The sequence below is a fragment of the Niastella caeni genome, assembly GCF_004834005.1.
Classification (GTDB): domain Bacteria; phylum Bacteroidota; class Bacteroidia; order Chitinophagales; family Chitinophagaceae; genus Niastella; species Niastella caeni.
Map to the genome: position 1 here is coordinate 417,355 of NZ_STFF01000001.1, position 25,784 is coordinate 443,138.

General features: G+C 43.5%; 20 protein-coding genes and 1 pseudogene. 4 read left to right on the top strand and 17 right to left on the bottom strand.

The window, feature by feature from the left end:
* Positions 1–143 precede the first annotated feature (143 nt).
* The 4 genes from FAM09_RS01715 to FAM09_RS01730 form a co-directional block, all read right to left on the bottom strand.
* The gene (locus FAM09_RS01715; protein ID WP_136575350.1) at positions 144–1,160 is read right to left on the bottom strand and encodes a LacI family DNA-binding transcriptional regulator; all 1,017 of its coding nucleotides are present in this window, start codon (positions 1,158–1,160) and stop codon (positions 144–146) included.
* A 12-nt stretch (positions 1,161–1,172) separates the two neighbouring features.
* Positions 1,173–3,464, bottom strand: a complete 2,292-nt coding sequence (locus FAM09_RS01720) for a GH92 family glycosyl hydrolase (RefSeq protein ID WP_136575351.1) — start codon at positions 3,462–3,464, stop codon at positions 1,173–1,175.
* A gap of 126 nt (positions 3,465–3,590) precedes the next feature.
* The gene (locus FAM09_RS01725; RefSeq protein ID WP_243751558.1) at positions 3,591–4,730 is read right to left on the bottom strand and encodes a formylglycine-generating enzyme family protein; all 1,140 of its coding nucleotides are present in this window, start codon (positions 4,728–4,730) and stop codon (positions 3,591–3,593) included.
* A 2-nt stretch (positions 4,731–4,732) separates the two neighbouring features.
* A complete protein-coding gene (locus FAM09_RS01730) occupies positions 4,733–6,196 on the bottom strand; it encodes an arylsulfatase (RefSeq protein WP_136575352.1) in 1,464 nt (487 codons plus the stop codon).
* A 188-nt stretch (positions 6,197–6,384) separates the two neighbouring features.
* Between FAM09_RS01730 and FAM09_RS31185 the strand changes: the two genes are divergently transcribed.
* Both FAM09_RS31185 and FAM09_RS31190 read left to right on the top strand, forming a co-directional pair.
* The gene (locus FAM09_RS31185) at positions 6,385–6,624 is read left to right on the top strand and encodes a nucleoside phosphorylase-I family protein (protein ID WP_243751559.1); all 240 of its coding nucleotides are present in this window, start codon (positions 6,385–6,387) and stop codon (positions 6,622–6,624) included.
* 12 nt (positions 6,625–6,636) lie between these two features.
* Positions 6,637–7,206: pseudogene (locus FAM09_RS31190) on the top strand (purine-nucleoside phosphorylase); the annotation flags it as partial.
* A gap of 98 nt (positions 7,207–7,304) precedes the next feature.
* On the opposite strand, the gene FAM09_RS01740 reads toward FAM09_RS31190, so the two are convergent.
* Positions 7,305–7,691, bottom strand: a complete 387-nt coding sequence (locus FAM09_RS01740; RefSeq protein WP_136575353.1) for a response regulator — start codon at positions 7,689–7,691, stop codon at positions 7,305–7,307.
* Between the two features lie 209 nt (positions 7,692–7,900).
* Between FAM09_RS01740 and FAM09_RS01745 the strand changes: the two genes are divergently transcribed.
* Positions 7,901–8,734: a serine hydrolase gene (locus FAM09_RS01745; RefSeq protein WP_243751561.1), complete on the top strand. Its 834-nt coding sequence runs from the start codon at positions 7,901–7,903 to the stop codon at positions 8,732–8,734.
* A gap of 16 nt (positions 8,735–8,750) precedes the next feature.
* Here FAM09_RS01745 and FAM09_RS01750 read toward each other — a convergent pair whose 3' ends face one another.
* The 7 genes from FAM09_RS01750 to FAM09_RS01780 form a co-directional block, all read right to left on the bottom strand.
* Positions 8,751–9,704, bottom strand: a complete 954-nt coding sequence (locus tag FAM09_RS01750) for a cation diffusion facilitator family transporter (protein WP_136575355.1) — start codon at positions 9,702–9,704, stop codon at positions 8,751–8,753.
* Positions 9,705–10,038: 334 nt separating this feature from the next.
* Complete coding sequence (locus FAM09_RS01755) at positions 10,039–10,728, bottom strand: hypothetical protein (protein ID WP_136575356.1); 690 nt, start codon at positions 10,726–10,728, stop codon at positions 10,039–10,041.
* A gap of 175 nt (positions 10,729–10,903) precedes the next feature.
* On the bottom strand, positions 10,904–12,970 hold the full coding sequence (locus FAM09_RS01760) for an alpha-ketoacid dehydrogenase subunit alpha/beta (protein WP_136575357.1): 2,067 nt from the start codon (positions 12,968–12,970) through the stop codon (positions 10,904–10,906).
* Between the two features lie 233 nt (positions 12,971–13,203).
* The gene (locus FAM09_RS01765) at positions 13,204–13,815 is read right to left on the bottom strand and encodes a fumarylacetoacetate hydrolase family protein (RefSeq protein WP_136575358.1); all 612 of its coding nucleotides are present in this window, start codon (positions 13,813–13,815) and stop codon (positions 13,204–13,206) included.
* A 148-nt stretch (positions 13,816–13,963) separates the two neighbouring features.
* Complete coding sequence (gene pth / locus FAM09_RS01770; RefSeq protein ID WP_136575359.1) at positions 13,964–14,539, bottom strand: aminoacyl-tRNA hydrolase; 576 nt, start codon at positions 14,537–14,539, stop codon at positions 13,964–13,966.
* Between the two features lie 272 nt (positions 14,540–14,811).
* On the bottom strand, positions 14,812–15,447 hold the full coding sequence (locus FAM09_RS01775) for a 50S ribosomal protein L25 (protein WP_136575360.1): 636 nt from the start codon (positions 15,445–15,447) through the stop codon (positions 14,812–14,814).
* A 139-nt stretch (positions 15,448–15,586) separates the two neighbouring features.
* Entirely contained in the window at positions 15,587–16,537 is a 951-nt protein-coding gene (locus tag FAM09_RS01780) for a ribose-phosphate pyrophosphokinase (protein WP_136575361.1), read from the bottom strand.
* A 485-nt stretch (positions 16,538–17,022) separates the two neighbouring features.
* Between FAM09_RS01780 and radC the strand changes: the two genes are divergently transcribed.
* Complete coding sequence (gene radC, locus FAM09_RS01785) at positions 17,023–17,715, top strand: RadC family protein (RefSeq protein WP_136575362.1); 693 nt, start codon at positions 17,023–17,025, stop codon at positions 17,713–17,715.
* Positions 17,716–17,848: 133 nt separating this feature from the next.
* Here the strand turns inward: radC and FAM09_RS01790 are convergent, their stop codons facing one another.
* From FAM09_RS01790 to FAM09_RS01810, 5 genes are all read right to left on the bottom strand, one after another.
* Positions 17,849–18,163: a DUF3467 domain-containing protein gene (locus FAM09_RS01790; RefSeq protein WP_166436999.1), complete on the bottom strand. Its 315-nt coding sequence runs from the start codon at positions 18,161–18,163 to the stop codon at positions 17,849–17,851.
* A gap of 152 nt (positions 18,164–18,315) precedes the next feature.
* Positions 18,316–19,743, bottom strand: a complete 1,428-nt coding sequence (locus tag FAM09_RS01795; RefSeq protein ID WP_136575364.1) for a SusD/RagB family nutrient-binding outer membrane lipoprotein — start codon at positions 19,741–19,743, stop codon at positions 18,316–18,318.
* Between the two features lie 11 nt (positions 19,744–19,754).
* On the bottom strand, positions 19,755–22,949 hold the full coding sequence (locus FAM09_RS01800) for a SusC/RagA family TonB-linked outer membrane protein (RefSeq protein ID WP_136575365.1): 3,195 nt from the start codon (positions 22,947–22,949) through the stop codon (positions 19,755–19,757).
* Between the two features lie 397 nt (positions 22,950–23,346).
* On the bottom strand, positions 23,347–24,228 hold the full coding sequence (locus FAM09_RS01805) for a BT_3044 domain-containing protein (RefSeq protein ID WP_166437000.1): 882 nt from the start codon (positions 24,226–24,228) through the stop codon (positions 23,347–23,349).
* A gap of 54 nt (positions 24,229–24,282) precedes the next feature.
* Positions 24,283–25,779, bottom strand: coding sequence for a SusD/RagB family nutrient-binding outer membrane lipoprotein (locus FAM09_RS01810; RefSeq protein ID WP_136575367.1), 1,497 nt, complete (start codon positions 25,777–25,779; stop codon positions 24,283–24,285).
* Between the last annotated feature and the right edge of the window lie 5 nt (positions 25,780–25,784).

Consider the following 25,784-nt stretch of genomic DNA (forward strand, 5'->3'; position numbering starts at 1 on the left):
ACAGTTTTAAAATGCTGTTGGTCGTTCTACTGCTGGGGGTTGTTAAACGGTAAATAGTAACCGTAGATAATATATTAAACCATACCAATACAAAAACCTGATATATAAACGAAGTTCTATTTTACAATTTGCACAATGTTCTATTAAGTAGACCCTCTCACGATCAATTTTGCTGCAAGTTCTACCGCTGCTTTTTCAATTTTATTTTCCCCATTTTCGCATTGATCCATTAATAATGCCACTGCTTTTTTAGCAATTGCTTCAACAGGTTGTTGAATGCTTGTGATACCGGGCGGATATATCCGGAAAATGTCGTGGTCGTCAAAACTAATAACGGCAATATCCTGAGGGATAGACATTTTTAACCGGTTGATACTTTCAAGCCCCAGGATAGCCAGGTAATTGGTCGCAAAAAACAATGCATCCAGGTGCGGGTTGTTTTCCAATAGTGTGGCAATAAGTTCCACCGCCTCATCGCGTTGATGGGTATATGGAATTTTCAGAATATTGTCTTTATTCAGCCGAATGCCTTCCTTGGAAAGCGCTCCAATATATCCGTCGAGCCGCTGTTCCATTTGCATGATATCGAGGTCTACCGTAACAAACCCTATTTCACGATAGCCCTGTGAAAATAAATGCGACATCCCCTGCTCTACAGCGTCTGTATTATTCACCAATACATGCGAAGCTTCTACAGCAGGTAAATACCGGTCAATTAAAACAACCGGACGTTGCAATTGAACCAACTGCTGAATATCCTCTTCCATATGCGGCGCCGGCGTTATCAGGTAGCCATCTACCTGCCGTTGCGAAAGCATACTGATCAATTCTTTTCCTTTCGATGCATTGTTCTCTGTGCTGCAATACACAACCCGGTACCCATATTGTTCGGCTTCCTCTTCAATCGTTTTTGCCAGTGTAGCAAAAAAAATATTGCCGATATTTTCTACAATCAATCCCAGGGTTTTTGATTTACCGGTTCGCAAACTAATGGCGAGTTGATTGGGATAATAACCTGCATTGCGGGCAACTTCCAGCACACGCTTTTCAACGGTTTCGCTGATGCGCATTTTGCGGGCTTTACCGTTCAATACAAATGAAACGGTAGACGATGCCACGCCTGCCATTTGTGCAATATCCTTTATAGATACCTTCTTCATACGGTTATAGTCTTACCGGGCAGATGCCGGGGATACAGAAAACGGAAATGCAGCCGGTGTTGTTCCTCTGGTATAGGAAGGCACTTTTTTTACATCATAAAGCAGTGTGCCGCCTTTCTGTAATTGGCTGTGATTGATCCAGTTCTTCGTATGCGCAACTCCGTTTACTGAAATGTTATGAATATAGAAATTGTTTTTGTCTGTAGCGGGCGCCTGAATAACGAGCTTATGGCCGTTTTCAAACGTAAGGGTCATTTTACGGAACAACGGCGTTCCGAAAACGTATTGGGTTGTACCTGGACAAACCGGGTAAAAACCCATGGCAGAAAAAATATACCAGGCCGAGGTTTGCCCATTGTCTTCATCGCCACAATATCCATCAGGTGTGGCATGATATAATTTATCCATTACCTGGCGTATCCAGTATTGTGTTTTCCAGGGTTCGCCTGCGTAATTATATAAATAGATCATGTGCTGGATGGGCTGGTTGCCATGTGCATACTGCCCCATATTCATGATCTGCATTTCGCGAATTTCATGAATAACACCGCCATAATAACTTTCATCGAACACAGGTGGCAGCGCAAATACCGAATCAAGCATTTTAGAAAACATTTTCGAACCGCCCATCAGGCTGGCCAATCCCTGCACATCATGAAAAACACTCCAGGTATAATGCCAGCTATTGCCTTCGGTAAAAGCATCGCCCCATTTGAATGGATTGAATGGCGATTGAAATTTACCATCCTTATTTTTTCCGCGCATCAGGCGGGTGGTACTATCATAGAGATTGCGGTAATTCATGCAACGACGGCCAAAGCGGTCAATTTCTTCTTTTGGCCGGTTTAATGATTTGGCCAGTTGAAAAATCGTAAAATCGTCATATGCATATTCCAAAGTACGGGCCGCATTCTCATTGATCTTTACATCATAAGGCACATACCCCAGCTCGTTATAATACCGGACGCCTTTTCTTCCCACTGAAGTTAGCGGACCTTCATTCTCTGTATTTTTTAAAATAGCCTCATACAAGGTATTGATGTCGTACCCGCGTATGCCCTTGATATAAGAATCGGCAATAAGCGAGGCGGAGTTTGAGCCAATCATGCAATCGCGATGGCCCGGGCTTGCCCATTCGGGTAACCAACCGCTTTCTTTATAAGTATTCACCAACCCCTGCATGATCTGGCTGTTCAGGGTGGGGTACATTAAAGTAAAAAACGGGAATACAGCCCTGAATGTATCCCAAAAACCATTGTCGGTAAACATATAACCGGGTAACACCTGCCCGTTGTACGGACTATAATGCACCACTTCATTGGTTTTGTTGTATTCAAAAAATTTACGTGGGAACAACAGCACCCGGTATAAGCATGAATAAAACGTTTGTAATTGGTCGGGCGTACCACCTTCTGCAACTAACCTGCCTAATTCACGATTCCAGATCTGGCGGCCTTTGTTACAGGTATTATCAAATGAATCATTTCCCAGCTCACGTTGCGCGTTCAATTCGGCCTGTTCAAAACTGATGAACGAAGAGGCTGTTCTTACATGCACCTTTTCTCCTTTCGCTGATTTAAACCCGATGATAGCACCCGTATGATTCGACTGGTATTCGAGGGTATCTTTTGCAAGTGTTTTATCGTGCCAGGTATGCGCTACTGTAAAATCCTTATCGAAATAAACAATAAAATAGTTTTTGAAATTGGCAGGCACTCCCCCGCTGTTGGCTGAGGTATAACCAATAATTTTTCTTTCGGCGGGAATGATCCTTATATAAGAGCCTTTATCAAAGGCATCTACCACTATAAATGAACTATCGCTTGCAGGGAAGGTAAACCGTAGCTGGGCTGCTCTTTCGGTTGGGGTAATTTCAGCAGTTACATCAGCATCTGCCAGGTAAACACTATAATAGTATGGAGTTGATCTTTCTGTTTTATGAGAGAACCAGCTTGCACGGCTATCCTGGTCGAAATGCATTTTTTTGGTAACAGGCATAATACTGAATTGCCCGTAATCATTGATCCAGGGAGAGGGTTGATGGGTTTGTTTGAAACCTCTTATTTTATCGGCATTGTACTGATACGTCCAGCCGCTACCCATGGTATTGGTTTGCGGTACCCAGCAATTCATTCCCCAGGGCAATGCTATAGCTGGATACGTATTTCCGTTAGAAAGCCCGGGCTTTGAATCGGTACCCATTAAAGGGTTCACATAATCTACGGGCTCAATGGCCTTTTGAACAACCTGTGCCTGGGAAAACACGCAGCAAAAAGTTATTGCGAGGAAAATAATTGCTCTCATGTAATCAGCTAGTTTATTGTACCCAAAGAGTGTCAGCAATAGGTAATTTTGTAACAATGTTACACTTCTAAAACGATTTTGCAAAATTAAAAAAAGCTAGCCTACATATATTTTTTTCTGAAATCTCTAATTCTTCACGCATCGAAATCCTGTATGCTCCAATCCTGTATCGGGTGAAGTTTTCATCCGCGCCGATACGCGGTAACTGGCGCAATAGGAAGCATGACATAAAAAAGAACCGCCCCGCACTACTCGTTTGGGAACAGTGGGTTCTTCCGGATCATAGCTGGCAGCAGGGCCTGCCGGGTTAATTAATTTTTTGGAGCCTGCCTGGTTATAATAATCCGGGCGATACCAATCAGCACACCACTCCCACACATTGCCGGCCATATCATACAAACCATATGAATTGGCGGCAAAAGACTTTACCGGTGCTACACGGTCGTATCCGTCACCCTTCGTATTGCGATCAGGGAAATGTCCTTGCCAGATATTAGCTTTCGGTTGGCCTTTATCGACAGATTCATTCCCCCAGGTATATGGTTGATTGGTTAGTCCCGACCTTGCCGCCCATTCCCACTCCGCTTCTGTAGGCAGCCGCTTGCCGGCCCATTTGGCATAAGCCATCGCATCATCCCACGACACTTGAACAACGGGAGAGTTTTCCTTTCCTTTTATGCTGCTGCCTGGCCCTTGCGGATGTTTCCAACTGGCGCCTTTTACCCATTGCCACCACTGGCTTACATCATTCAATTGAATAGGTTTGGCAGGCGGAGTAAATACGAGTGAAGCTGCTACCAGCAAGCTATCAGCCGGCCTGGGCGTACCAGATGGTAATTGCTTTTTTAATTCTTCCCAATCGGGCGCGCGCTCAGCCGTTGTTATATAACCTGTTGCTTTTACAAATTTCATGAACATGGCATTCGTCACTTCAGTTGCATCCATCCAAAAACCATCTACATGAACAGCATGTTGCGGGTACTCGTCTGGCCTGCCCTCCTTATCAGCAGCGCCCATTAAAAATTCACCACCAGGTATTTTAACCATGCCTTCCCTGGAGCTGTTACCGTTTGCAACTATAGAATCTGTTGAAGCATTCACCGCAAAACGCGATGGCAAATTAGCCGTACACGACATCACGGTATCACCTGCCGGAATTGCCTCTTTTGCTGCCGTTTTACCACTTAACTGTTTGCAGCCAACGATCGTTACCATAATTACCCCGGCGCAAAGCCAGGCTGGCCTGTTCATAATTTTAATTGTCATAATCATTCACTGAACTTGTTATTGAGCGCGCCAGAAGGTTTTGCAAACAGGGGAAAGTCTGGGCTCTCCCGGTGTTGTTGCTGCATTATTCTTAGAATCGATAGTACTATATAAGTATTTTTATCAGCAACATTATTTTTTTCGGAAACATCTTTTTGCAGATCGTACAATTCAATAGGGCCATTGGGATCACTGGCGGCATTTAATCTTATTCCTTTCCATTTTCCCATCCGTACAGCCTGTTTCCCTCCCTGCTCATGAAATTCCCAATATAACCATGGATGTTCAGGCGCCTTTTTTTGTGAGAACAAAACCGGGACTATTGAAATGCCATCAATGTTGTTGGGTTGCGGCTGTTGGGCGAGTTCGGCAAAAGTGGGCAGAAAATCCCAGAATGCGCCGATATAATCGGACGTGCTGCCGGCTTTTACTTTGCCAGGCCACCACGCAATCATCGGTTCACGAATACCGCCTTCATACAGATCTCTTTTAATACCACGCAAAGAACCGTTACTATTAAAATAAGAAGGATCGTTACCGCCTTCTTTATGCGGACCATTATCACTGGAAAAAATCACCAGTGTATTTTTGTCAATCCCATACTCCTTTAATTTTTGAAGAACCTGCCCTACATACGCATCTAACCTGCTTACCATGGCAGCATAAGCGGCACGCGGATATGCTTGCGGTGCATAACCTTTGCCATTCCAGGGTTCTACCGGTACTGGTTGCTCATTAAAAAGTTTCTTGTATTTTTCAAACAAGCTATCGTTTGGCACCTGCAATGCAGCATGTGGCAAGGTATAAGAGAGATATAAAAAGAACGGGTTAGTTTTTTGTTGTTCAATAAACTTCAGTGCTTTTTGTTGTATCAATTCAGCTGCATAATCTGTTGGACGACCGGGCGTATTAGCGGCGAAGTCAATACGCGTATCGTTCTCCCATAAATGATCGGGATAATAGTTATGTGCTTTCGATTGGCAATTGTATCCATAAAAAACATCGAACCCCTGCTTAACCGGATCGCCGGATGACGCTACCGGCCCCAACCCCCACTTGCCAAAATCACCGGTTGTATATCCGCCCTTTTTTAATACCTCGGCTATAGTAATTGCAGAATCCGGTATAGGCCATTGGCCTTCGGGCTCTACCCCTTTATTCCCACGAATGGGCGTATGCCCGGTATGCTGCCCGGTAAGCAATGATGAACGGGACGGTGCGCATACCGACGTACCTGCATAAAACTGTGTAAACCGCATTCCCTGTTTTGCCATGGCATCGAGATTAGGCGTTTGGATCAATTGTTGTCCATAACAACCCAGATCGCCATAACCCAAATCATCGGCCAGGATAAAAATAATATTTGGACGTACTGCTTTTGCCTGCTGGCCCAAACTATGGCCAGGTTGAAGCAGGTTAAACGTACAGATCAAGGCAACTGCGATAAAAGGTTTGCTTATTTGCATGGGTATTTGATTAACAAATCCTGTTACTCCACTAAATTAGTGGATTTTACAATATTGATCACATGTATAAAAAGAATACTATCATATTTATCACAAGACTGGTACATAACACACACATTACTGAATAAAAATATCCAAATGCTTCAAAATAACCGCTGGAATACTTTATTTTGAAAAAAAATCACGGGATGGACCAAATCATTGAAAAAATCTCACAAACAGTCCGCTTTTTAGAAGAGAAGGGTTTTACCGGTGCTTCCACCGCTATTGTTTTAGGGACCGGGCTGGGATCATTTATTGATCGGGTTGAGGTGGTTCAGCAAATTTCTTATAATGAGATCCCGCATTTCCCCACATCTACCGTTGAATTTCACAAGGGCAAGCTGATACTGGCTACTGTAGAAAATAGAAAAATTTTGATCATGTAAGGCCGGTTTCATTACTATGAAGGCTACAGCATGCAGCAAATTACTTTTCCGGTACGGGTATTTAAAGAACTGGGAGTAACCAGCTTATTGTTAAGTAATGCAGCCGGTGGTATGAATCCTGAATACAAAAAGGGCGACCTGGTGTTGCTCACTGACCATATAAACCTTCAACCTGAAAATCCTTTACGGGGAGTGAACGAACCGAAGCTCGGTCCACGGTTCCCGGATATGAGCCAACCTTATGATGTTCGCCTGAACAAACTCTTCATTAAAACGGCGCTGGACCTATCGGTGCCGCTCAAACAAGGTATTTATGTGGCGGTACCAGGGCCTAACCTCGAAACAAGGGCTGAATACCGCTTTCTTCGGGTGATCGGTGCAGATATGGTAGGCATGAGCACCGTGCCTGAAGTCATTGTAGCCAATCAAATCGGGCTGCACTGTGCTGCTGTTAGTGTAATCACCGATGAATGCGACCCCGATAACCTGCAGCCGGTTAATATTGAAGAAATTATTGCAGTAGCCGGTAAAGCCGATCAAAAATTGAGCGCCGTGTTTAAAGGAGTAATTGAACAATTGTAATCCAATGTCGTCAGGTAAGCGTGTTTCGGCTACGCTCAACGCTTCATATGCCCATTCGACTTCGCTTGGGGCCTTCCTCTCTAATGCAGAAATAACGCTTAAGAAGTAATCAACGATTGCAAAAAGCTGCAAAGATCTGAAAACCGGGAAGGCTTGGTAACGAATGATACGGCGCCTAATTCTTTGGTTTTGGCAATATCGCCCGGGTTTGAACTGGTTGAGTAAATAATAACCGGGATATTTTTTAGCGTATCCGTTTGCTTTATCTCTTTTAGAAATTGTAAGCCACCCATCCGGGGCATATTAAGATCAACAAAAATATAGTCGGGTAAAGTTGCTGCCGCCGAAAGCACATCCAGCGCCTCATAACCATTGGTAGCAGTTAACAAGGTAAGATCTTCATCAACTTTCGCCAAAGCCGATTTGAATATTTCATGATCATCCATGTCATCATCTACAAGAAACAGCAGTTGATTTTGGAGCATTCATTCAATTTACAGATAATGAGAAACAACTATCCTATTCAAGGTAATATTTTTTTTCAGAAAACCGGGTAGTCTTTTTAACAGCGGTTCCCTGCCAAATACATTTTCTATTATCTTCGGCGCTATAACTACAGGTTATGCTCAAAAATTATCCTAAAACGTTCCTCTTGCTTTGCAGCGTATTCATGGTATGCGCATGCTCAAATCGGATGACACTAAACAAACTTCAGGACCAGATCAGCTCCAGGCTGGCAGAACAACCCGGTGATTTTGCCGTTGCCTTTAAAGACCTGACCACAGGAGATACATTACTGATCAATGACCAGGCTTTTTTTCATGCAGCGAGCACCATGAAAACACCGGTTATGATTGAAGTATACAAACAGGCAGCGGCTGGCACTTTTACTCTGAACGACTCCTTTGTTCTAAAGAATGAATTTAAAAGTATTGTTGACAGCAGCGTTTTTAGTTTAAATGCCAATGATGATAGTGAAAAGGAGCTCTACCGGCATTTAGGTGAAAAAAGAACTTTGTACAACCTGGTATACGATATGATCATCAAGAGCAGCAACCTGGCAACCAATATGGTTATTGAGTTGGTAAACGCACGGAATGTTACCCAAACCATGCGTCAACTGGGTGCTAAACGTATACAGGTATTACGGGGTGTAGAAGATTCAAAGGCTTATGAAAAAGGATTCAATAATGTTACCACTGCCCATGACCTGATGGTGATCTTTGAGAAAATGGCCAAGGGCGAAATTGTTGACAGCGCTTCCTCGCAGGCTATGATCAATATTCTATTAAATCAGCAATTTAAAGAGATCATCCCGGCCCGGTTACCCAGGGACGTAAAGGTAGCCCATAAAACAGGCAATATTTCCCACGTTCAACACGATTCGGGTATCGTGTTCTTACCCAATGGAAGAAAATATGTGTTAGTGCTATTATCTAAAAATCTGCAAAAAGAAGAACAGGCAATTAAGGCAATGGCAGACGTATCGGAAATGATCTATAACTATGTGAGCAATCCCGATAAGTGACCGCAATGATCGAAATTTAATGAGAATGTGTATGGGAATGTGGCTCTAACTTTTCATTCTCATTGGCACAGTGAATGGTTTGCGACTCCAGTTCAATAGTGCTGTGATGTATATTATGGTGAATCAACTCGTGCTTGAGGTGTTGTATCACTTTCAGCTTTTCATCAAACGGTATGCAGTCTTCGATAATGATATGCGCTGTTAATGCATTTTCTGTTGTGCTTAATGGCCAGATATGAATATGATGCACATTCACAATGTGCTTCACCGATAATATAACCTTGGTTACTTCATCCAGTTCAATGCCTGCCGGCACCCCATCAACCGACATTTTAAAACTATCTGTCAGCAACGACCAGGTGCTAATGAGTATAATGATCATTATCGCCAACCCAATAGCAGGGTCAAGCCAATACCAATTGGTATAGGAAATTACAACACCTCCAATCACAACGCCTACCGATACCATGGCATCGGCCAGCAAATGCCAGTACGCTCCTTTAATATTGAGATCGGTGTCTTTGTTCTTGAAGAAAAGAAAGGCGGAAATACTGTTCACAACAATACCTATGGCAGCTACCCAGGCAATACCTGTACCCTGCACAACCGGTGGCCTTTGCAAACGAAGTACTGATTCGTACCCAAGCGTACCGATGGCAACCAGTAATAATAATGCATTGAAAAGAGCCGCTAATACAGTTGTTTTTTTATACCCGTAAGTAAACCGCAACGTAGCCTGCCGGTGCGCAAGTTTGAAAGCAATATAGGAAAGCAGCAAACTGGCTACATCTGCCAGGTTATGGCCGGCATCGCTCAACAACGACATTGACTTATACGACAATCCCGCCACTACTTCCACCAGCACAAACAAGATATTCAAGCCAATACCTATCTGGAATGCCTTTAGACTTGCTTCATTGAACGATACGGCATGTGAGTGAGCATGTGCATGTGAATGATCGTGCGCCATATTACAGGAGTTTGGATCAGTAAGACCTGCAAATTAGCAAATTTGTTTATCATGAGGCGTTAACCAACGGTTAGGACCGACATCAGCGGTTTTTAATTAGGTTGCAGGAGTAAAGGAGCATATAAAAAGCAGGTGGTAGAAACCACCTGCGAGTCACATGAGAAAAATTCTATTACCGCAACTGTTTTTATTTTTAATCCAGGGATGAGTTGCGATATGCTATAGAATGAAATCCCCGGAGTTCGTTTACGTGAAACGTGAATCGTGAATAACTGCCCAATTTCAGAACAGCTCACCATTTCCAATGATGTTTATTTGCCGTTTCACGTTGCCGTTATCGTACTGCTTTGGAATAATGCAAAGGACGTTTATGCAAAATTTCCATCAGCAGTTCAAACAGGTCGTTATCCCTGTAATTGTACCGGAATTCTGTTTCTTTTACGTGCAGATAAAGTGTACCGCTGTTTAATCCACGGAATTTTATTAACCGCGATTTCAGCATGCCCCAGAACATATCGATTTCATCGATGTGGGATTTACCACGCGTTATACCGGGAATCGATTCATTAATACGGTATAACCGGATGCTGTTAAAATCGGCAATGCCATTGTAAACATGCAGGCGATGTTGCTCAATGAGCTCTCTCCCACCCTCTGTTTTTCCTTTTAACCAATCATACATCCACTCTGCATCGATATTTGCAATTTTATCGGTGTGAATGGCATCATCGTTTTTAAAGATCCCATAAAACGATTTTTTTGAAACTGCCCCGTTTGTGGCAGCGATCCCATTTTCCGATGCATGGTAAGAAACCGTTCCATTAGTGAAATGAAATGGATTTCTTTCCTCGCAAAACTTTGCAATGTGTGTACGGATTAGCTTAAAGTACGCATTAACCGTAATCCGACTAATTCCTGTAATGTTGGCGATCTGTGTGGCTGTCAGATCTTCCGAGAATAATTTAATAAGTTCCCGAACTTTCCGCTCAGAAAGATGGGCCCCCTTAAGGTATCTGTTTTTCATGGCTGCTTAGGTGGTTTGAAGTACGTAACTCTACGTAAATAAGACAAATTTTATTATACGCCGCGTGTTAAAATATTATAAACGGCAGAAGTATAGGATGTACGATACAGCCTACTTATCTTGTAGAATATAACGAAGAAATAAAATTATCTTGAAGAGTATAAAACGATCATAATTAAGAAAATAATAAGTTCTTAAGCAGAGCCGTCACTTTTTCACCATTTGGCAACATAGCTTGTTCTAAATACATATTCATGGGTACAGCCGGCACATTTAATGCCCCCAATACTTCAACCGGCGCATCAAGCCATTGAAAACAAGCGCGTGATATTCTTGCGGCCAATGCTTCGGCAAATGAATTGTTTTGCTGCTCCTCGGTTAATACCAGGCACCTGCCATGCTTTTTTACCCTTTCAAAAATGAGGTTTTCATCAAGCGGGTATAGTGTACGTAAGTCTATGACATCTACCTGCCCGGGAAAGTTTTTGGCAGCGGAACGCGCCCAATACACGCCCATTCCATACGTAACAATACAGCACGATTCGCCAGCATTGATCTTTTCTTTATCAGCTTCAATAACCAACCCGGCTTTGCCTAAGGGCAATACATAATCCCGGGATGGTTCAATTGTTTTTGCATCTTCCGTACCAGGCACTTTACTCCAGTATAACCCCTTATGTTCCAGCATTATTACCGGGTTGGGATCAAGAAAGGCCGCTTTCATCAACCCTTTCATATCCGCTGCGTTGGAGGGGTACACTACTTTAATGCCTTTAATGCTTAATAAGGTAGTTTCTACGCTCCCGCTATGATAAGGCCCGCCACCGCCATATGCGCCAATAGGAACGCGTATTACTGTTTGAACAGGGAACTTACCACAACTCAGGTAGCACGATTTTGAGATCTCTGTTACGAGCTGATTAAACCCGGGATAGATATAATCGGCAAACTGTACTTCAACTATTGGTTTCACCCCTACCGCACTCATTCCCACAGTTGAGCCTATAATGTATGCTTCCTGGATAGCAGTATTAAACACACGCACATCGCTGAATTTTTCGGCCAGGGTAGCCGCCTCGCGAAAAACGCCCCCAAGGCGCCGGCCTACATCCTGCCCATACAACATGGCTTCAGGAAATTCTTCCATGATCTCCCTGATGGCGAACAGCGCCGCATCGACCATTATTATTTTTTCAGCGCCGGCGGGCTGGCGTTGTCCCTTCTCCTCAGTAATTGGTGTTGGTACAAAAATATGATCTGTTACAGTGGCAGGGTCGGGTTCCGGCGATTGTACGGCTTGTTGAAATTGCCGGCTTACTTCTTCCCATGCCTCTTTTTCTATGCTTAATAATTGCTGTTCATTGATGCCATGGTGTAATAACCGTTGGCGCAGCTTCGGGCCAGGATCATTCACTGCATGTTTCTCCAAATCCTGTTGGGTGCGGTAAAACTCTTTGCGCACGCCACTGGTATGATGCCCCAGCAAAGGCACTTTTGCCTGCACCAGGTAAGGTGTTCTTTGTTGCCTTACGTATTGCACTACGCGATGCATGGTTTCGAAACTTTCTTCAAAATTACTTCCGTCGATCCGTACCCGATCTAAGCCCGGAAAACCGGCAGCATAGTCATAAGCATCCATCACGCGTACCTCTTCTGCACTGGCGCTAATGCCCCAGCTATTGTCCTGTACCAGGTATATTACCGGCAGCCTTTTTAATATGGCAAATTGCAATGCTTCACTTACCTCGCCTTCCGTTACACTGGCATCGCCCAGCGAGCAGATCACTACAGGCATTTCGCCATTGGGCCCTTTTATTAATTTATCGGAATTTATTTGTTCAAGGTATTGTAGCCCCTGTGCAATGCCGGTGGTGGGTATTACCTGCATACCGGTTGCGCTGCTTTGGTGTATGATGCCAGGTTTATCGTTGCCCCGATAGTTTGGGTGAGAATAATATTCGCGGCCCCCGGTAAAGATATCATCGCGCTTGGCCAGTAACTGCAGCATTAACTGATAGGGAGAAAAACCCAATCCCAGCAAGATGCTTTCATCGCGATAATACGGGCTAATATAATCGCAGGGCAATAATTGAAAGGCGGTTGCCAGTTGAATGGCTTCATGCCCGCGAGAGGTGGAATGAACGTATTTACAAACGGCACGATTGGCTTCATAGGTTTCGGCCATGGCTTTGGCAGTGCACATAAGCCGGTAGGCTTTCAATAAAATATCGGTATGCATCATAGATATCCGACAAAAATAATAATAACAAATGTTAGTTTGGGAAAAAAGAAGTACGAAGTCGGAATTACGAGGTCGGAAAATTTCCGAATTTGAAAAATGCCTGTAAATTTCAGTTCCCTCAATTTCAAAAAGCTCAGATGTGGCTTCAGATTTCTGACTTCGGATTTCCGGAATAAAAAAGCCCTTCCCGAAGAATCGGGAAAGGCTATTTCCTTGTAATGATGATCTATTTGTTATTTGATCTCTAAACTTAATAAGCTGTCGTCTTCGATAAAGGCTTCCAGCTCGTCACCAACCACACATTCGCCTACACCAGCCGGTGTGCCGGTAAACACGAGGTCGCCAATATTCACTGAAAAGTAATTGGAGATATACGCAACTACTTTATCAAAGTTATTGATCATTAAACCCGAGTTACCCTGCTGCACCAATTCTTTATTTTTATACAAACAGAAGTTGATGTCTTTTTTGTTCTTGATATTCGGTAATGGTATCCACTTGCCAATCACTGCAGAATTATCCCAGGCTTTTGCTTTTTCCCATGGCAACCCTTTTTCTTTCAATTCAGTTTGAATATCACGGGCAGTAAAGTCTATGCCAACTGTTACTGCATCATAATACTTACTGGCAAACCTATCCTGAATGTATTTACCATTCTTTGATATACGCAATACCAGTTCACATTCATAATGTAATTCATTAGTGAACTCGGGGTAATAAAAAGGGGTATGAGCCTGTAGTAAAGCACTTTTAGGTTTCATAAAAACGATAGGTTCATCTGAAACCTCGTTACCCAGTTCTTTTGCGTGAGCCACATAATTACGGCCTACACAGAAAATTTTCATACTCAACAAAGGGTTTAATTGAGATAATTGTTTTCAAGTTTCATGCGCCTGGAAAAGCCGGGGGTACGTGGGCATAGAGATATTGAATATCAAATTATTACTCACCACAAATATTGGCATTGCGAAAATAAAGATTCAAATTAACAAATCATAGTGTAAACTCCAATTTATTCGCTTCATTCATAGTTCGTTCGATGCCAATGGTGATAAAATTTTCTATCACTTCTACACACTTTTCAACCTTTCGTTTTACTAAGGGCGATTCCTCGGACGTCCAGCGGTCAAGTACAAAGTCCGCCTGCCCTCCCTTGGGGAAATTGTTACCGATACCAAATCGTAATCGGGGGTATTTATCGGTAAGAAGGGTCTCCTCTATGCTCCGCAATCCGTTATGACCGGCACAGCTACCCGAAGGTCGAAGCCGTATCCGGGAAAGCGGTAGTGCAATATCGTCTACTATTACCAATAATTGTTCCAAAGCGACGGATTCTTTTTCCATCCAATACTTTACTGCCTTGCCGCTCAGGTTCATATAGGTCGTGGGCTTGACTAATGTCAACTTTTTGCCCTTCCATTTCAATTCACAAACTTGTGCCAGTCTTCCCACCCCAAAAAAGCCACCATGCTTTTGAGCAAAAGCATCCACTACATCAAAACCTATGTTGTGACGCGTGTATTCGTATTCACTTCCAATATTACCTAATCCTATCAACAGAAACTTCATAATGGCAATAATTGAACAACGGGTGTGGTGTGGGGGTAAGCAGAGGCAGAAAAAGGCCCTTAACGATCAACAGCCTAATGAATAATCAGTCAAGCCGGATAAATGGATCAATTGTGGTCAAATGAGTCAATTCAGTCGGGTGGTCAGATTACTAAAAAGGGTCAAATCAGTCAATGATTCCTTTTTCTCAGTTCCTCATGTGACTCACCTGACCTTTTTTATTTTGACGATAAAGCCCAGCTTATAGCTGGGCTTATATGCATTGATCTATTTTACTTTTTTGCAGCGGGTGCTTTGGCAGCAGGTGCCGCAGCAGGCGCTTTAGCAGCAGCCGCCGCAGGAGCAGCAGCTTCTTCCTGTTTCAACTGACGCGTCATTACTACAGAAGCAATGGGAATACGCTGTGAGTTCAGGATCTCGTAATTCGCTTCCTTCACATCTTCTACACGAATGTTGCCATTCAGTTGCAGGTTAGTGATATCAACCTCGATATTCTCTTTCAGGTGCTGGGGAAGTGTTTTAATTTTTAAAGCCTTCACTTTTGTAATGAGGCGACCACCATCTTTTACCCCTACAGAGGTACCAGTAAATTTAATAGGAATAGTAGCAATTACTGATTTGTCCTGAACCAGTTCCAGGAAGTCAAGGTGCGACAGTTCATCAGTTACCTTGTTGAACTGAATATCCTTTAAAATACATTTGTAGCTTTTACCATCTACTTTAATGTCAGCTAACTGGAAATCAGGAGTATATACGATGGATTTGAAAGCCAGCACAGGAGCTGCAAAGTTAATTTCCTGTGTACCGCCGTAAATTACACCAGGCACCAGTCCCTGAGAGCGAAGTTCCCGGGCGGCTTTTTTCCCGGTTCCGGTCCTCAGTTGTCCTTCGATTGTAATTGTTTTCATTGTTTATTTTAATTTAGAATTTCCGTGAATCGGCTGTCGTGAACCGGCAATGGTTCCTCAAACTTCAGCTTTTCTGCCTTCAAATTATGCCTTCGCCTTTCCTCAGCACATTAGCACATTATCAAATCAGCACATTCTGCTATGAATTCCGTCGCTGGCTATGAATAAATAAACCAGTGATACTTCTGTTCTCATATGCATTGCGAATGGCTACTGCAAACAGTTCGGCAACGCTTATGATCTTCACTTTCGATAGCTTTTGCTTCATGGGTATCGTATCACACACTACCAGTTCTTCCAACACGCTGTTCTCAATATTTGAGTATGCATTTCCGCTCAAAACCGGGTGTGTACACAATGCACGAACGCTACGAGCTCCTTTTTCCTTCAACAACCCGGCCGCTTTTGCCAGGGTTCCCCCGGTGTCGCAAATGTCATCTATCAACACCACATCCTTGTCGGTAACGTCCCCAATAACTACCATGCTGGCAATTTCATTGGCCCGTTTCCGGTGCTTATCGCAGATCACCATTTCAGCATTAAAATAGGATGCAATTTCGCGAATACGGTTGGCGCTTCCCACGTCGGGGGCCGCAAAGGTAAGGTTTTCCAACTGAAGTTGCTGGATGTAAGGAATAAAAATAGCGGAGCTATCGAGGTGGTCAACAGGTATATCAAAATACCCCTGGATCTGCGGAGCGTGCAGGTCCATGGTTATCACACGATCGGCGCCGGCAGCCACCAACATATTGGCAACCAGCTTAGAACCAATGGCCACGCGTGGCTTGTCTTTTCTATCCTGCCGCGCGTAGCCATAATATGGTATCACAGCCACCACTTTGTAGGCCGAAGCCCGCCGGGCGGCATCGATCATTAATAATAATTCTAAAAGATTCTCCGCCGGGGCAAAAGTGCTTTGCACAAGAAAAACCATATCGCCCCGGATACTTTCCTGAAATACAGGCTGAATTTCGCCATCACTAAATTTAGAGATGGTTATTTTTCCAAGGACAGCTCCAAATTTTTGAGCTATTTTTTCGGCCAGGTATTGTGAACCTGTGCCTGAAAAGATCTTGACTGACATTTGCATACCGCAGTAAAATGTGCGGCGAAGATAACGCGAAGCTTGGTATTTGCCCGATAACCGATGTACAAAATTTATTTCATCTTCTTGCAGAAAATAGCTTTCAATGGTTACTGATCAATCGGTGCATCCCCAATAAACGTGTTACTTGGTTACAGTCAGCAGCATTCGTGACCCGCCGGGCGCCATGGAAGCCGTTTTATGGCTTGTTTGGCCCTCTTTGGCTATCGCCTTTTTGGGATAAAATGCATAAAAAACTGCGGAACAAATAAAAATTGAGAAGAAAAGGGCAACAAAGTACATGCCTATGCAAAAAAGGAATGGTTGGTAACCTCCTATTGCGGCTAGAGTAGTTTTTCTGTTCATGGGGATTAGATTAAATAGTTTTTAAATAGATCTGGATTTTATACTGAAATAACGTACAAACTAGTACTTAAAGTACATTTTGTGGTTATAGTATTTGTCCGAAAAGTACTAGAAATATTTGAACTATGCAAGAGATAAAATTTTCAATAAAAAAATGGGCTAAGGACGACCGGCCCCGGGAAAAGCTACTTGGGAAAAATCCATCTACTTTAAGCGATTCAGAACTGCTGTCGATCCTCATCGGGAACGGTCATCGGGAAAAGAATGCTGTTGAACTGGCAAAAGAGGTCCTCCGACTGGGAAAGAACAACCTAAATGAACTTGGTAAAGTTACCATCCAGCAAATGATGCGCATAAAAGGGATTGGTAAAGTAAAAGCCATAACCATCGTTGCGGCCCTTGAACTGGGGCGCCGCCGGCAGGCTGCCCTTTCATTAGATAAGCCCATTGTTAAAAGCAGCCGGGAAATAGCCCATTACCTGCAGGCCCTGTTTCGCGACCTGCCTCATGAGGTGTTTGCCGTGGCCTATTTGAACCAGGCCAACCGCATAAATCATTTAGAAATAATAAGCAAAGGCGGTATTACGGCAACCGTAGCCGATCCCCGGGTCATTTTAAAGAAAGCCATACTGGAAGAGGCCGTGAGCCTGATCCTTTGCCATAACCACCCTTCGGGCAATTTACAACCCAGCCGGGCCGATCAGGAATTGACCCGAAAACTAAAGGAGGCCGCAAAATTGTTCGACATTTCCCTATTCGACCATATTATAGTTAGTGAGAACGGGTATTTCAGCTTTGCCGATGCGGGAATGTTGTAGTTTGTTGTTTGTTGTTTATGGTTTGTTGTTAATCTCAATTCTGAAATTGCTGGCAATTCTTATAACCCCTGCAATTGCAGGCTTTCAACTCTTTGAAGCAACCACAAACTACAAACCACAAACCATAAACAAACTAAGCCTGAGCGGTTGGCCCGCCAAAATTCATCGGAATTTGTACTTCCTCCAGGTCCTGGATCTTACCATTGGCGGCTTCAAAACGCTGAATATTTTCGGTTAAAGCCTTCATGAAGCGCTTGGCATGCTGCGGTGTTAATATAATACGTGATTTTACCTTGCTTTTTGGCGTACCGGGCATTACGTTCACAAAATCAATTACAAACTCGGCATGGGAATGCGTAATGATGGCAAGATTGGCGTACTCCCCTTCTGCTACTTCTTCAGAAATTTCAATATTTAACTGGTTTTGCTGCTGATTTTGTTCTTCCATCATTAAAAGTTTAAGGCCCAAATGTAAGAAACCGGCCGAAATCGGTTGTACTGAATTTTATTTTCCTGCCCGGATGCCCTAAAATACCCGTGCCACGGTTTTGAACCGTGGCACGGGTTGATACTACTATGATACCTACTAAAAGAGAGATATTAAAATTTATCCCAGAACAATTTGGTTTCCACTTTATCATTACCCATGATAGCGGCTGCAGCGGTATAATTGGTACCATTCAACTGCTGCTCGTTGCCCGGATAAGGGAACCGGTTGGGGAACCCTGAAACGGCATTCAGCGCCAGCGTCAATACCGGGTAATCCAGCCTTCTCAATTCAACCCAGCCATCAAATGGACGGTTGTACAAAGCGATCCATTTTTGAAAACCTATTTTTTGCTTATAGTTACCGGTAGCGGTAGCATAGGCTACATCCGACTGAGCGAGGTAGGTAGCTGCATCTGTAGCCGTTCCACCCCAATATACGATTGAAGCGGTAATAGCATTGTTATAATGCTCTTCTGCAGTACCAGCTACATTGTAGCCACGTTCTTTGGCTTCTGCCCGTATAAACTCGGCTTCAACATAATCGGCTAATAAATTAGCTGCATCGGGAGCAATAACCCTTGAACTCGGTTTACTAAAATCGGCAAAGGTGTTTACTTTACCTACAATTCCACCGGCATAATCGCCTGCATTGTTAGTACCGAAATACAACGACTTGCGGGGATCGTTTAAAGAAATCAACGGGTCCATCAGGTCTTTTGCTGCCAGATAATCTGAACGGCCTCCCAATACGATATCTGTATACAACGGATTTGTGTTCGGACTGGCGGTCAGGTATTTCAGTTGGGCATTATCTGCTGCTGCAGAAATAGCTTTTGAATCTGCGGCTTCAATAGCTGCTTTAGCCGCTGCATTATCTGCATCTGCTAAAACAATACCCATTTTCAATTGCAGCGTATTGGCAAATTTGATCCATTTGGCAACGTTGCCTGCATAGATCAGGTCATCGGTTGAAGCAAAACCACCACTTGATGCATTTAATTTACTGATGTCATCTGCCAGTCTTTTTAACAGATCAGTATAAACTGTTTTCGCATCATCGTATGCAGGAAACAGGTTATTGGGGTCCAATGCATCTTTATAAGGAATGTTACCAAACGTATTTACCAGAATATTGTAAGCATACACCTGCATGATATCGATCATGGCCAGTTGATTTTGCTTAACACCGGCATCCAGCGCAGCATCGGCAGTAATAACCCGAGAAGCTTCTTTCAGGTCATTCAATACATCGCGGTACATTCTCGTCCACCATGCCTGAGGAATAGCCCTGGTAGTAAAATCATATTGCGCTTCATCCTGGTAAACAGCCATAGCCCAGTGCTTTACCGTAAACCTGAATACGTTTATGTTTACGCTGGCATTGGCCAGGCCATCAGAAATATTTTTTATCGCATTTGAAAACAGGGTAGCGCCCGGAACGGCAGCGGGCTTCTTTGTTTCATTATTGAACCGGGAGATATCTTTTGTACATGCCGCTAATAGTATAACCGGCAGTGCTATATAAACGAGTTTTCTCATGATTTTCATTTTTAGAATTTCAACCTAAGATTCATACCAATTGAACGGGTAGTGGGATAAGCACCACTTTGCATGCCCAACAAATTACCGGCCGACAGGTTTTCTTCAGGATCAGCATAAGGCAGATTTTTATGGATGATCCACAAATTCCTACCGAACAAAGAAATGTCGATACCTTTTATAGCTTTAATTTTTGAATAAACGCTGGAAGGCAATGCATAAGAAATGTTGGCTTCTCTCAGCTTGATATAGCTTGCGTCGTATGCATAGTTAGCTTGCGGATTAGAGGGTGAATTGGCGTCTATCACCACACGTTTAGTATTTACTTTGCCGTCTTTGTCTACACCATCGAGTATCACACCACCGCCATCAGCGAGGCTGTTCCTTACAGGATTGCCCAGGTCGTTAATACCGGCAGACTCTTTCAACACACCGGTATATTGTGCGTAGAACAGGTCGAGCGACCAAACATCACCACCTTTACGCATGTCGACCAAAAAGCCGAGGGTGAAATCTTTGTATTTAAATGTATTGTATATACCGCCGATCCAATCGGGGTTTACGTTACCGATGATATTAGATGTGGTAGACGTTACTGTATAATATCCATTATCACCAACCAGGCGTTTTCCATCTTTCATTGCCCATGTTTTACCCTGGATAGTGCCATAAGGCTGGCCGATAGAAGCGTTTATACTAACACCGCCCTGAAACGAACCGATCTGCAGATTTTTACTGTCATTATACAACGACAATACTTTGTTGCGGTTACGTGTCCAGTTTACATTCACAGTCCACGAAAAGTTTTGAGTGCGAACGGGCGTACCATACACCGTTAATTCAATACCCTTATTTTCGATCTCACCTGCATTTACGTATTTGCTGATATAACCAGTGGCAGCAGAAACAGATACAGGAATGATCTGATCGATCGTGTTGGTAACATAGTAGGTCGCATCAAACCCTAAGCGGTTTTTCACAAATGCCATTTCCAAACCAATTTCACGGCTCTTTGTTTGCTCAGGCTTTAAATTGGTATTGTTCTTTGTATCGGGCAAAGAGAATAAGATCGTACTTCCGAACGGATTGGGCTTATCATAAACATCTTTTACGCTACCCCAGGGGGCGCTGTTACCTACCGTTGCATAGTTCACGCGAATTTTACCTGACGACAACCAGGGCACTGTTGGCAAATGATGCGAGAACAGCCAGCTTCCTGAAACCGCGTAATAGTTATAAGCGTTTACATCAACAGGTAAGGTTGAAGATCTGTCTCTGCGGAAAGTAGCGTCCAGTGACAGGTAATCCTGATAGCTCAGTGTAATGCCACCAAAATAACCGTCTACAGCAATAGGCTGATAGGTTTCGGTTGGTGCAGGCACTGTTCCTTTTGAATTGGCGATGCTGTACAAACCAGGAACAATGAGGCCACCTGATGTAGTTGCCAATGTAGAACGTGTAGTGGTTCTGCGCAAGTTGGTACCCAGCAGGGCTTTCAGGTTAAAGTCTTTGGTCAGTTGCTTATCAAAATTGGCCATCAGGTCGTAGTTAAGCTCGGTGAAAGTGCGGTCGAAGCGGGTATATGAAGCTACACCATTGCTTCCCACAGCCACCCGCTCTTCCTGCAGTTCGGTATAATTATCAACTGAAATACGGCCTAAAAAGCTTAACCAGTCGGTTGCTTTAAAATCGAGTGTTGTATAACCGAAAACACGTTGGCGGGTATCAGTTTCATAATTCTCGTATGCTGTCCAGTAGTAGTTATCGGTATAAATAGGAACAAGACCGCTGGCCTGAGAAGGATCTTTCCAGTTCCAGGTAACGTTCTTACGGTTTCTGAAATAAGCTTCTTTTTGCTCTTTAATATCAACGTTGGTTTGATACCATTGTCTGAAATTCTGGTTTACGTTAAGGCCGCTGTACCCTGTTCCATAACGGCCCTTGCCATCGATCTTGGAATAGTTTACTGATGCGGTAGCCGTTAATCTCGGAGTGATGTTATAGCTGGCACCGAAGTTGACAATATTCTTAATGAGTTTGCTGTTGGGCAATACACCACGCTCATCGTTCCTGGTGTATCCTAATTTAAATGAACCTTTATCGGTAGCGCCATCCAACATTATATTCGTATTGTTCGACAGGGATGTTTCATAATATGTGGAAGGATCGTTTTCCGCTGCTACCCAGGGGCGGGCTTTTTTATAATTAGGCGAAGCCGGATCAAATGCATCCCAATGATAAACCATTAAATTGGGATCGAACTTTGCACCATAAGATGCATCTTCCGAGGTGGGCACTACCAGGTCTCTATTTCCGTCACCATCTACATCAAAGTAGAAGAATCCATCTTTCTGATAGGGATCAGAATACCCGGCGCCATATTGCTTCTGGTATCCGGGAAAGGTTTTCTTGTCTATTGAATTAACAGTAAGGCCTGTGTTAACTGTTAAACCCAATCCTCTTTTAGCCTTTTTGGTGGTGATCATGATAACGCCATTCGCAGCTCTTGAACCATATAAGGCAGTAGCGGCAGCCCCTTTCAATACGTTGATATTTTCAATATCATCAGGGTTTATATCAGAAGCTGCATTACCGTAATCGTAACCACCTCTACCGGTTTGTTGCGTGCTTCTGTTATTAATGGTGTTATCAACCGGTACTCCATCAACAACAAATAAAGCCTGGTTGCTACCGGAAATAGATTTCATACCGCGGATCACAATGTTGGTTGAGCTACCCATACCGTTACCCTGTTGAATTTGCAATCCGGAAACTTTTCCAGACAGCGCGCTGAAGGCATTGCCCGACCGTAAACGGCTTACATCTTCTCCGTTCACAGTTTGCGCGGCATAAGGCAGGGTATTTTTCGCTCTTTTAATACCCAACGCGGTTACTACCACTTCGCTCATTGCGTCCATTGTATTCAACGAAACAGTAAGCGTTCCTGAACTGTTGGCTTTTAATTCTGTTTGCTCAAAGCCCACGGCGGAAATAATAAATGTGGAATTTTGCGGAGCGTTGATCGAGAAGTTGCCGTTTGCATCGGCGGCAACGGCATTGGTGGTGCCTTTGATCTTAATTGTTGCAAAGGGAATAGGGTCTCCCTTCGAATCCTTGACCTGGCCGGTCACAGTTTTGGCTTGTTGACCGAGGGCCATAGCAGTGCATAGCACTAACACTGCTAGCAGTGATAGCATTTTTCTCATGTGACTTGTAAGTTTTAAAATTTGAGTTCTAAATGTATTGAAAATCCTGATTCAGGATAAAAAAAAGTTAAAATAGGGGAACGGACGGCTAAATCAATATTTGAGGTAGACAAACCGGATATGCGAAAAGCTGCAACTCTTTTTATCATGAAAATGTAGATAAGTTCTATGATAATCAGCAGAAATTGTATTCAGGAAGTTGCAAAGCATTATTAAAAGGAAAGTAATATATTATTTTTTCATACAAATTATTATTTTCCACATTCGTTTACTAATGGAAGAAAATAGTCACACCCTGCGTTATTGCCGAAACGCTAAACCTTTAGCTATATAAAATAAAAAAAGGTTGTTCAAGTGTTTGAACAACCTTTTTTGAAATATATTAGATTATACTAATCTACCTTACCCCCACATACACCACTTTTTCAGTGATCGTTCGTGTAGGTGTTGGCATAGGATAACCGTATGATAACATGAAAGTTTTAGTAGCCGGATTATATGTATTATTATATGCCGGACGGGTAGGATCAAGGTAGTTTCCTACCAGGGCTGTAGAACCACTTGCGCCAGGGCCGGGAGTAATAGTTACAGTATTGTCGGCATTAACAGTAATGTTTATAGGTGTGGCATCGCCTAAATCGCCCAATGCTTTGGTAACCGTATTGGCGTTATAGGTTTTCACTTTTTGACTTTCAAAACCAAATGCCCTTGGTACCGTAGGGTGCACAAAAAATCCGGCAGCATCATATAAACCATCATACTGATTTTTGGTGGCAACCGCTACCACAGCCGTGCTTAAATTACCGCTGATGGTGTACGACGATTTATCAATACTATTAATAACAAATCCAATCGCCCAGTCATGACCGATAAAATCGGCAGGTACCATTTTTATCTGCAGGTAACCTACATTCGATCCTTTCGGAATGGTAACAACACCATTATTAACAAGCGAAAACATAGAAGGGGTGGGCACATCATAGGCTGTTCCATTACCTGTATTGTAATCAGTGACCAATGAAGGCCTCAACCCTACTGTTACGTTTATATCTTCCCCGGCTGCGCCGTTGGTTGCCAGGGTAACCGGTACCAGGTTAACCACAGTATCCTTGGTGCTGTTGGCAAAGGCCAAAGTAACAAAGCGGGTGAGGTTATTGGCCGATACTTTCAGCTCAATCACGCTCGGTTGCCCGTCAATAGGCCGGTTCGATTGTATTTCATGATCTTCGTACGCATTATCCTTCAAACAGCCGGTCATGCCCAGGGAAAGCAGGGACATAACAAAAATTGATTTTATATATAGTTTCATATTAATCGTATTTGTTTTTCACGTTTATGGTTGCCAGAATATTTTTGAAGTAAACTGGTTGATGGTTCCCTGTGCTCTTACATTGCTGCCATTGGCCGTATATTCACTTTGAGGATATAGCAACCTAACAGGTAACGTATTTGAAATACGCGACGGGTTTACTGAAATATATCCGTTATCGGGAATCATGTTCAGTCTTCTCAAATCACTCCATGATTCAGTAGGGTCAACACCACCCAGCGCGATATATTTTTGAAAAGCAATGAACTTCACCTGATCAGATACGGAAGAACCGGCATTCGCCCATATTGCGATATCAGCAGTGGTGAGGTATTCATGCGCCCAGTCAGCAGCATCTTCAACACCCAGCCAAACAAAAGATTCAGTTACGGCAGCTTCATAAGCAGTTTGCACATCACCGGGCATCCATCCACGTGCTATGGCTTCTGCTTCCAGGAACATGCTCTCATATGCAGGAAATATCCAGGCATCCTGGGTTGCACTACCGGCGAGGCCGGGCCCTATTCTTGAGCTTGCTGCACCGCCAGGGTTTCCTTCTACAAGCCCATACGTGGCGCCAACGAAAGATGTACCAACGGGATTGAAGAACCGCTCGATCCGTGCATCATCATAGTGCCCAAGCAGATCTACAAAATAAGCGTTTGCCCGGGTGCTGGTACTGGCATCGGCGCCGGTGGGTGTGTTACCAAAGTTGGCATAGAAAGGAGACTGCTTGGCATTCTCGTTTACAAAACCGGGATTTACATCAATGTCTTCCCCGGCATGTAATACTCCGCCATTGCTGATAATTTTAGCGATCTCGGGAGCTGGGTTAAAGCCTGCCATCTGTGACTGATGGATCAATAAGCGCAATTTTAAAGTATTGGCAAACTTTATCCATTGTGTAGCATCGCCATGATTTACTATATCAACAGCTTCAAAATTATCAGAAGGAGTAGCATGCAGGAATGTAATAGCAGAATCGAGGCTCTTTTGCAAAGCATTGTATACATCCTGTCCTTTATCGTATGCAGGCTGGCGATAGATCAAAGTTTGGAAAGCCTGTGAATACGGGATATTTCCAAAAATGTCTACGAGGTCCTGAAACAGGCGGGCCGAAAGGACCATTGCACTACCGGCCAACACGGAATCCTGCACAGCCAACGCTTTTACTTTGGTCAGGTACAGGTCGTACAACGCGTCGTAATGGTTCTGCCATAAGTTATCACCAAAAGTAAAATCAATGCTGTAAGAGGTTTCATCCTGCAAAATGGCAAAGTCGCCGGGTTGTGCAAAATAACCCATCCAGCAATTCAGGAAGCGTAAATTGTTAGTAGCCATCCGGTTTCCAACATAAACCGCGGCTTGCGGAAAAAGCAGATCGGCTCTTATATTTTTATCAGTAGATCTGTTTGGATCATCATTAACATCTAAAAAGCCTTTTTTGCAACTGGTGCCAGCAATGATCACCAGCAACGCCGCCACACAAATTATCGATTTATTTATATTCACGAATTTCATCTGGT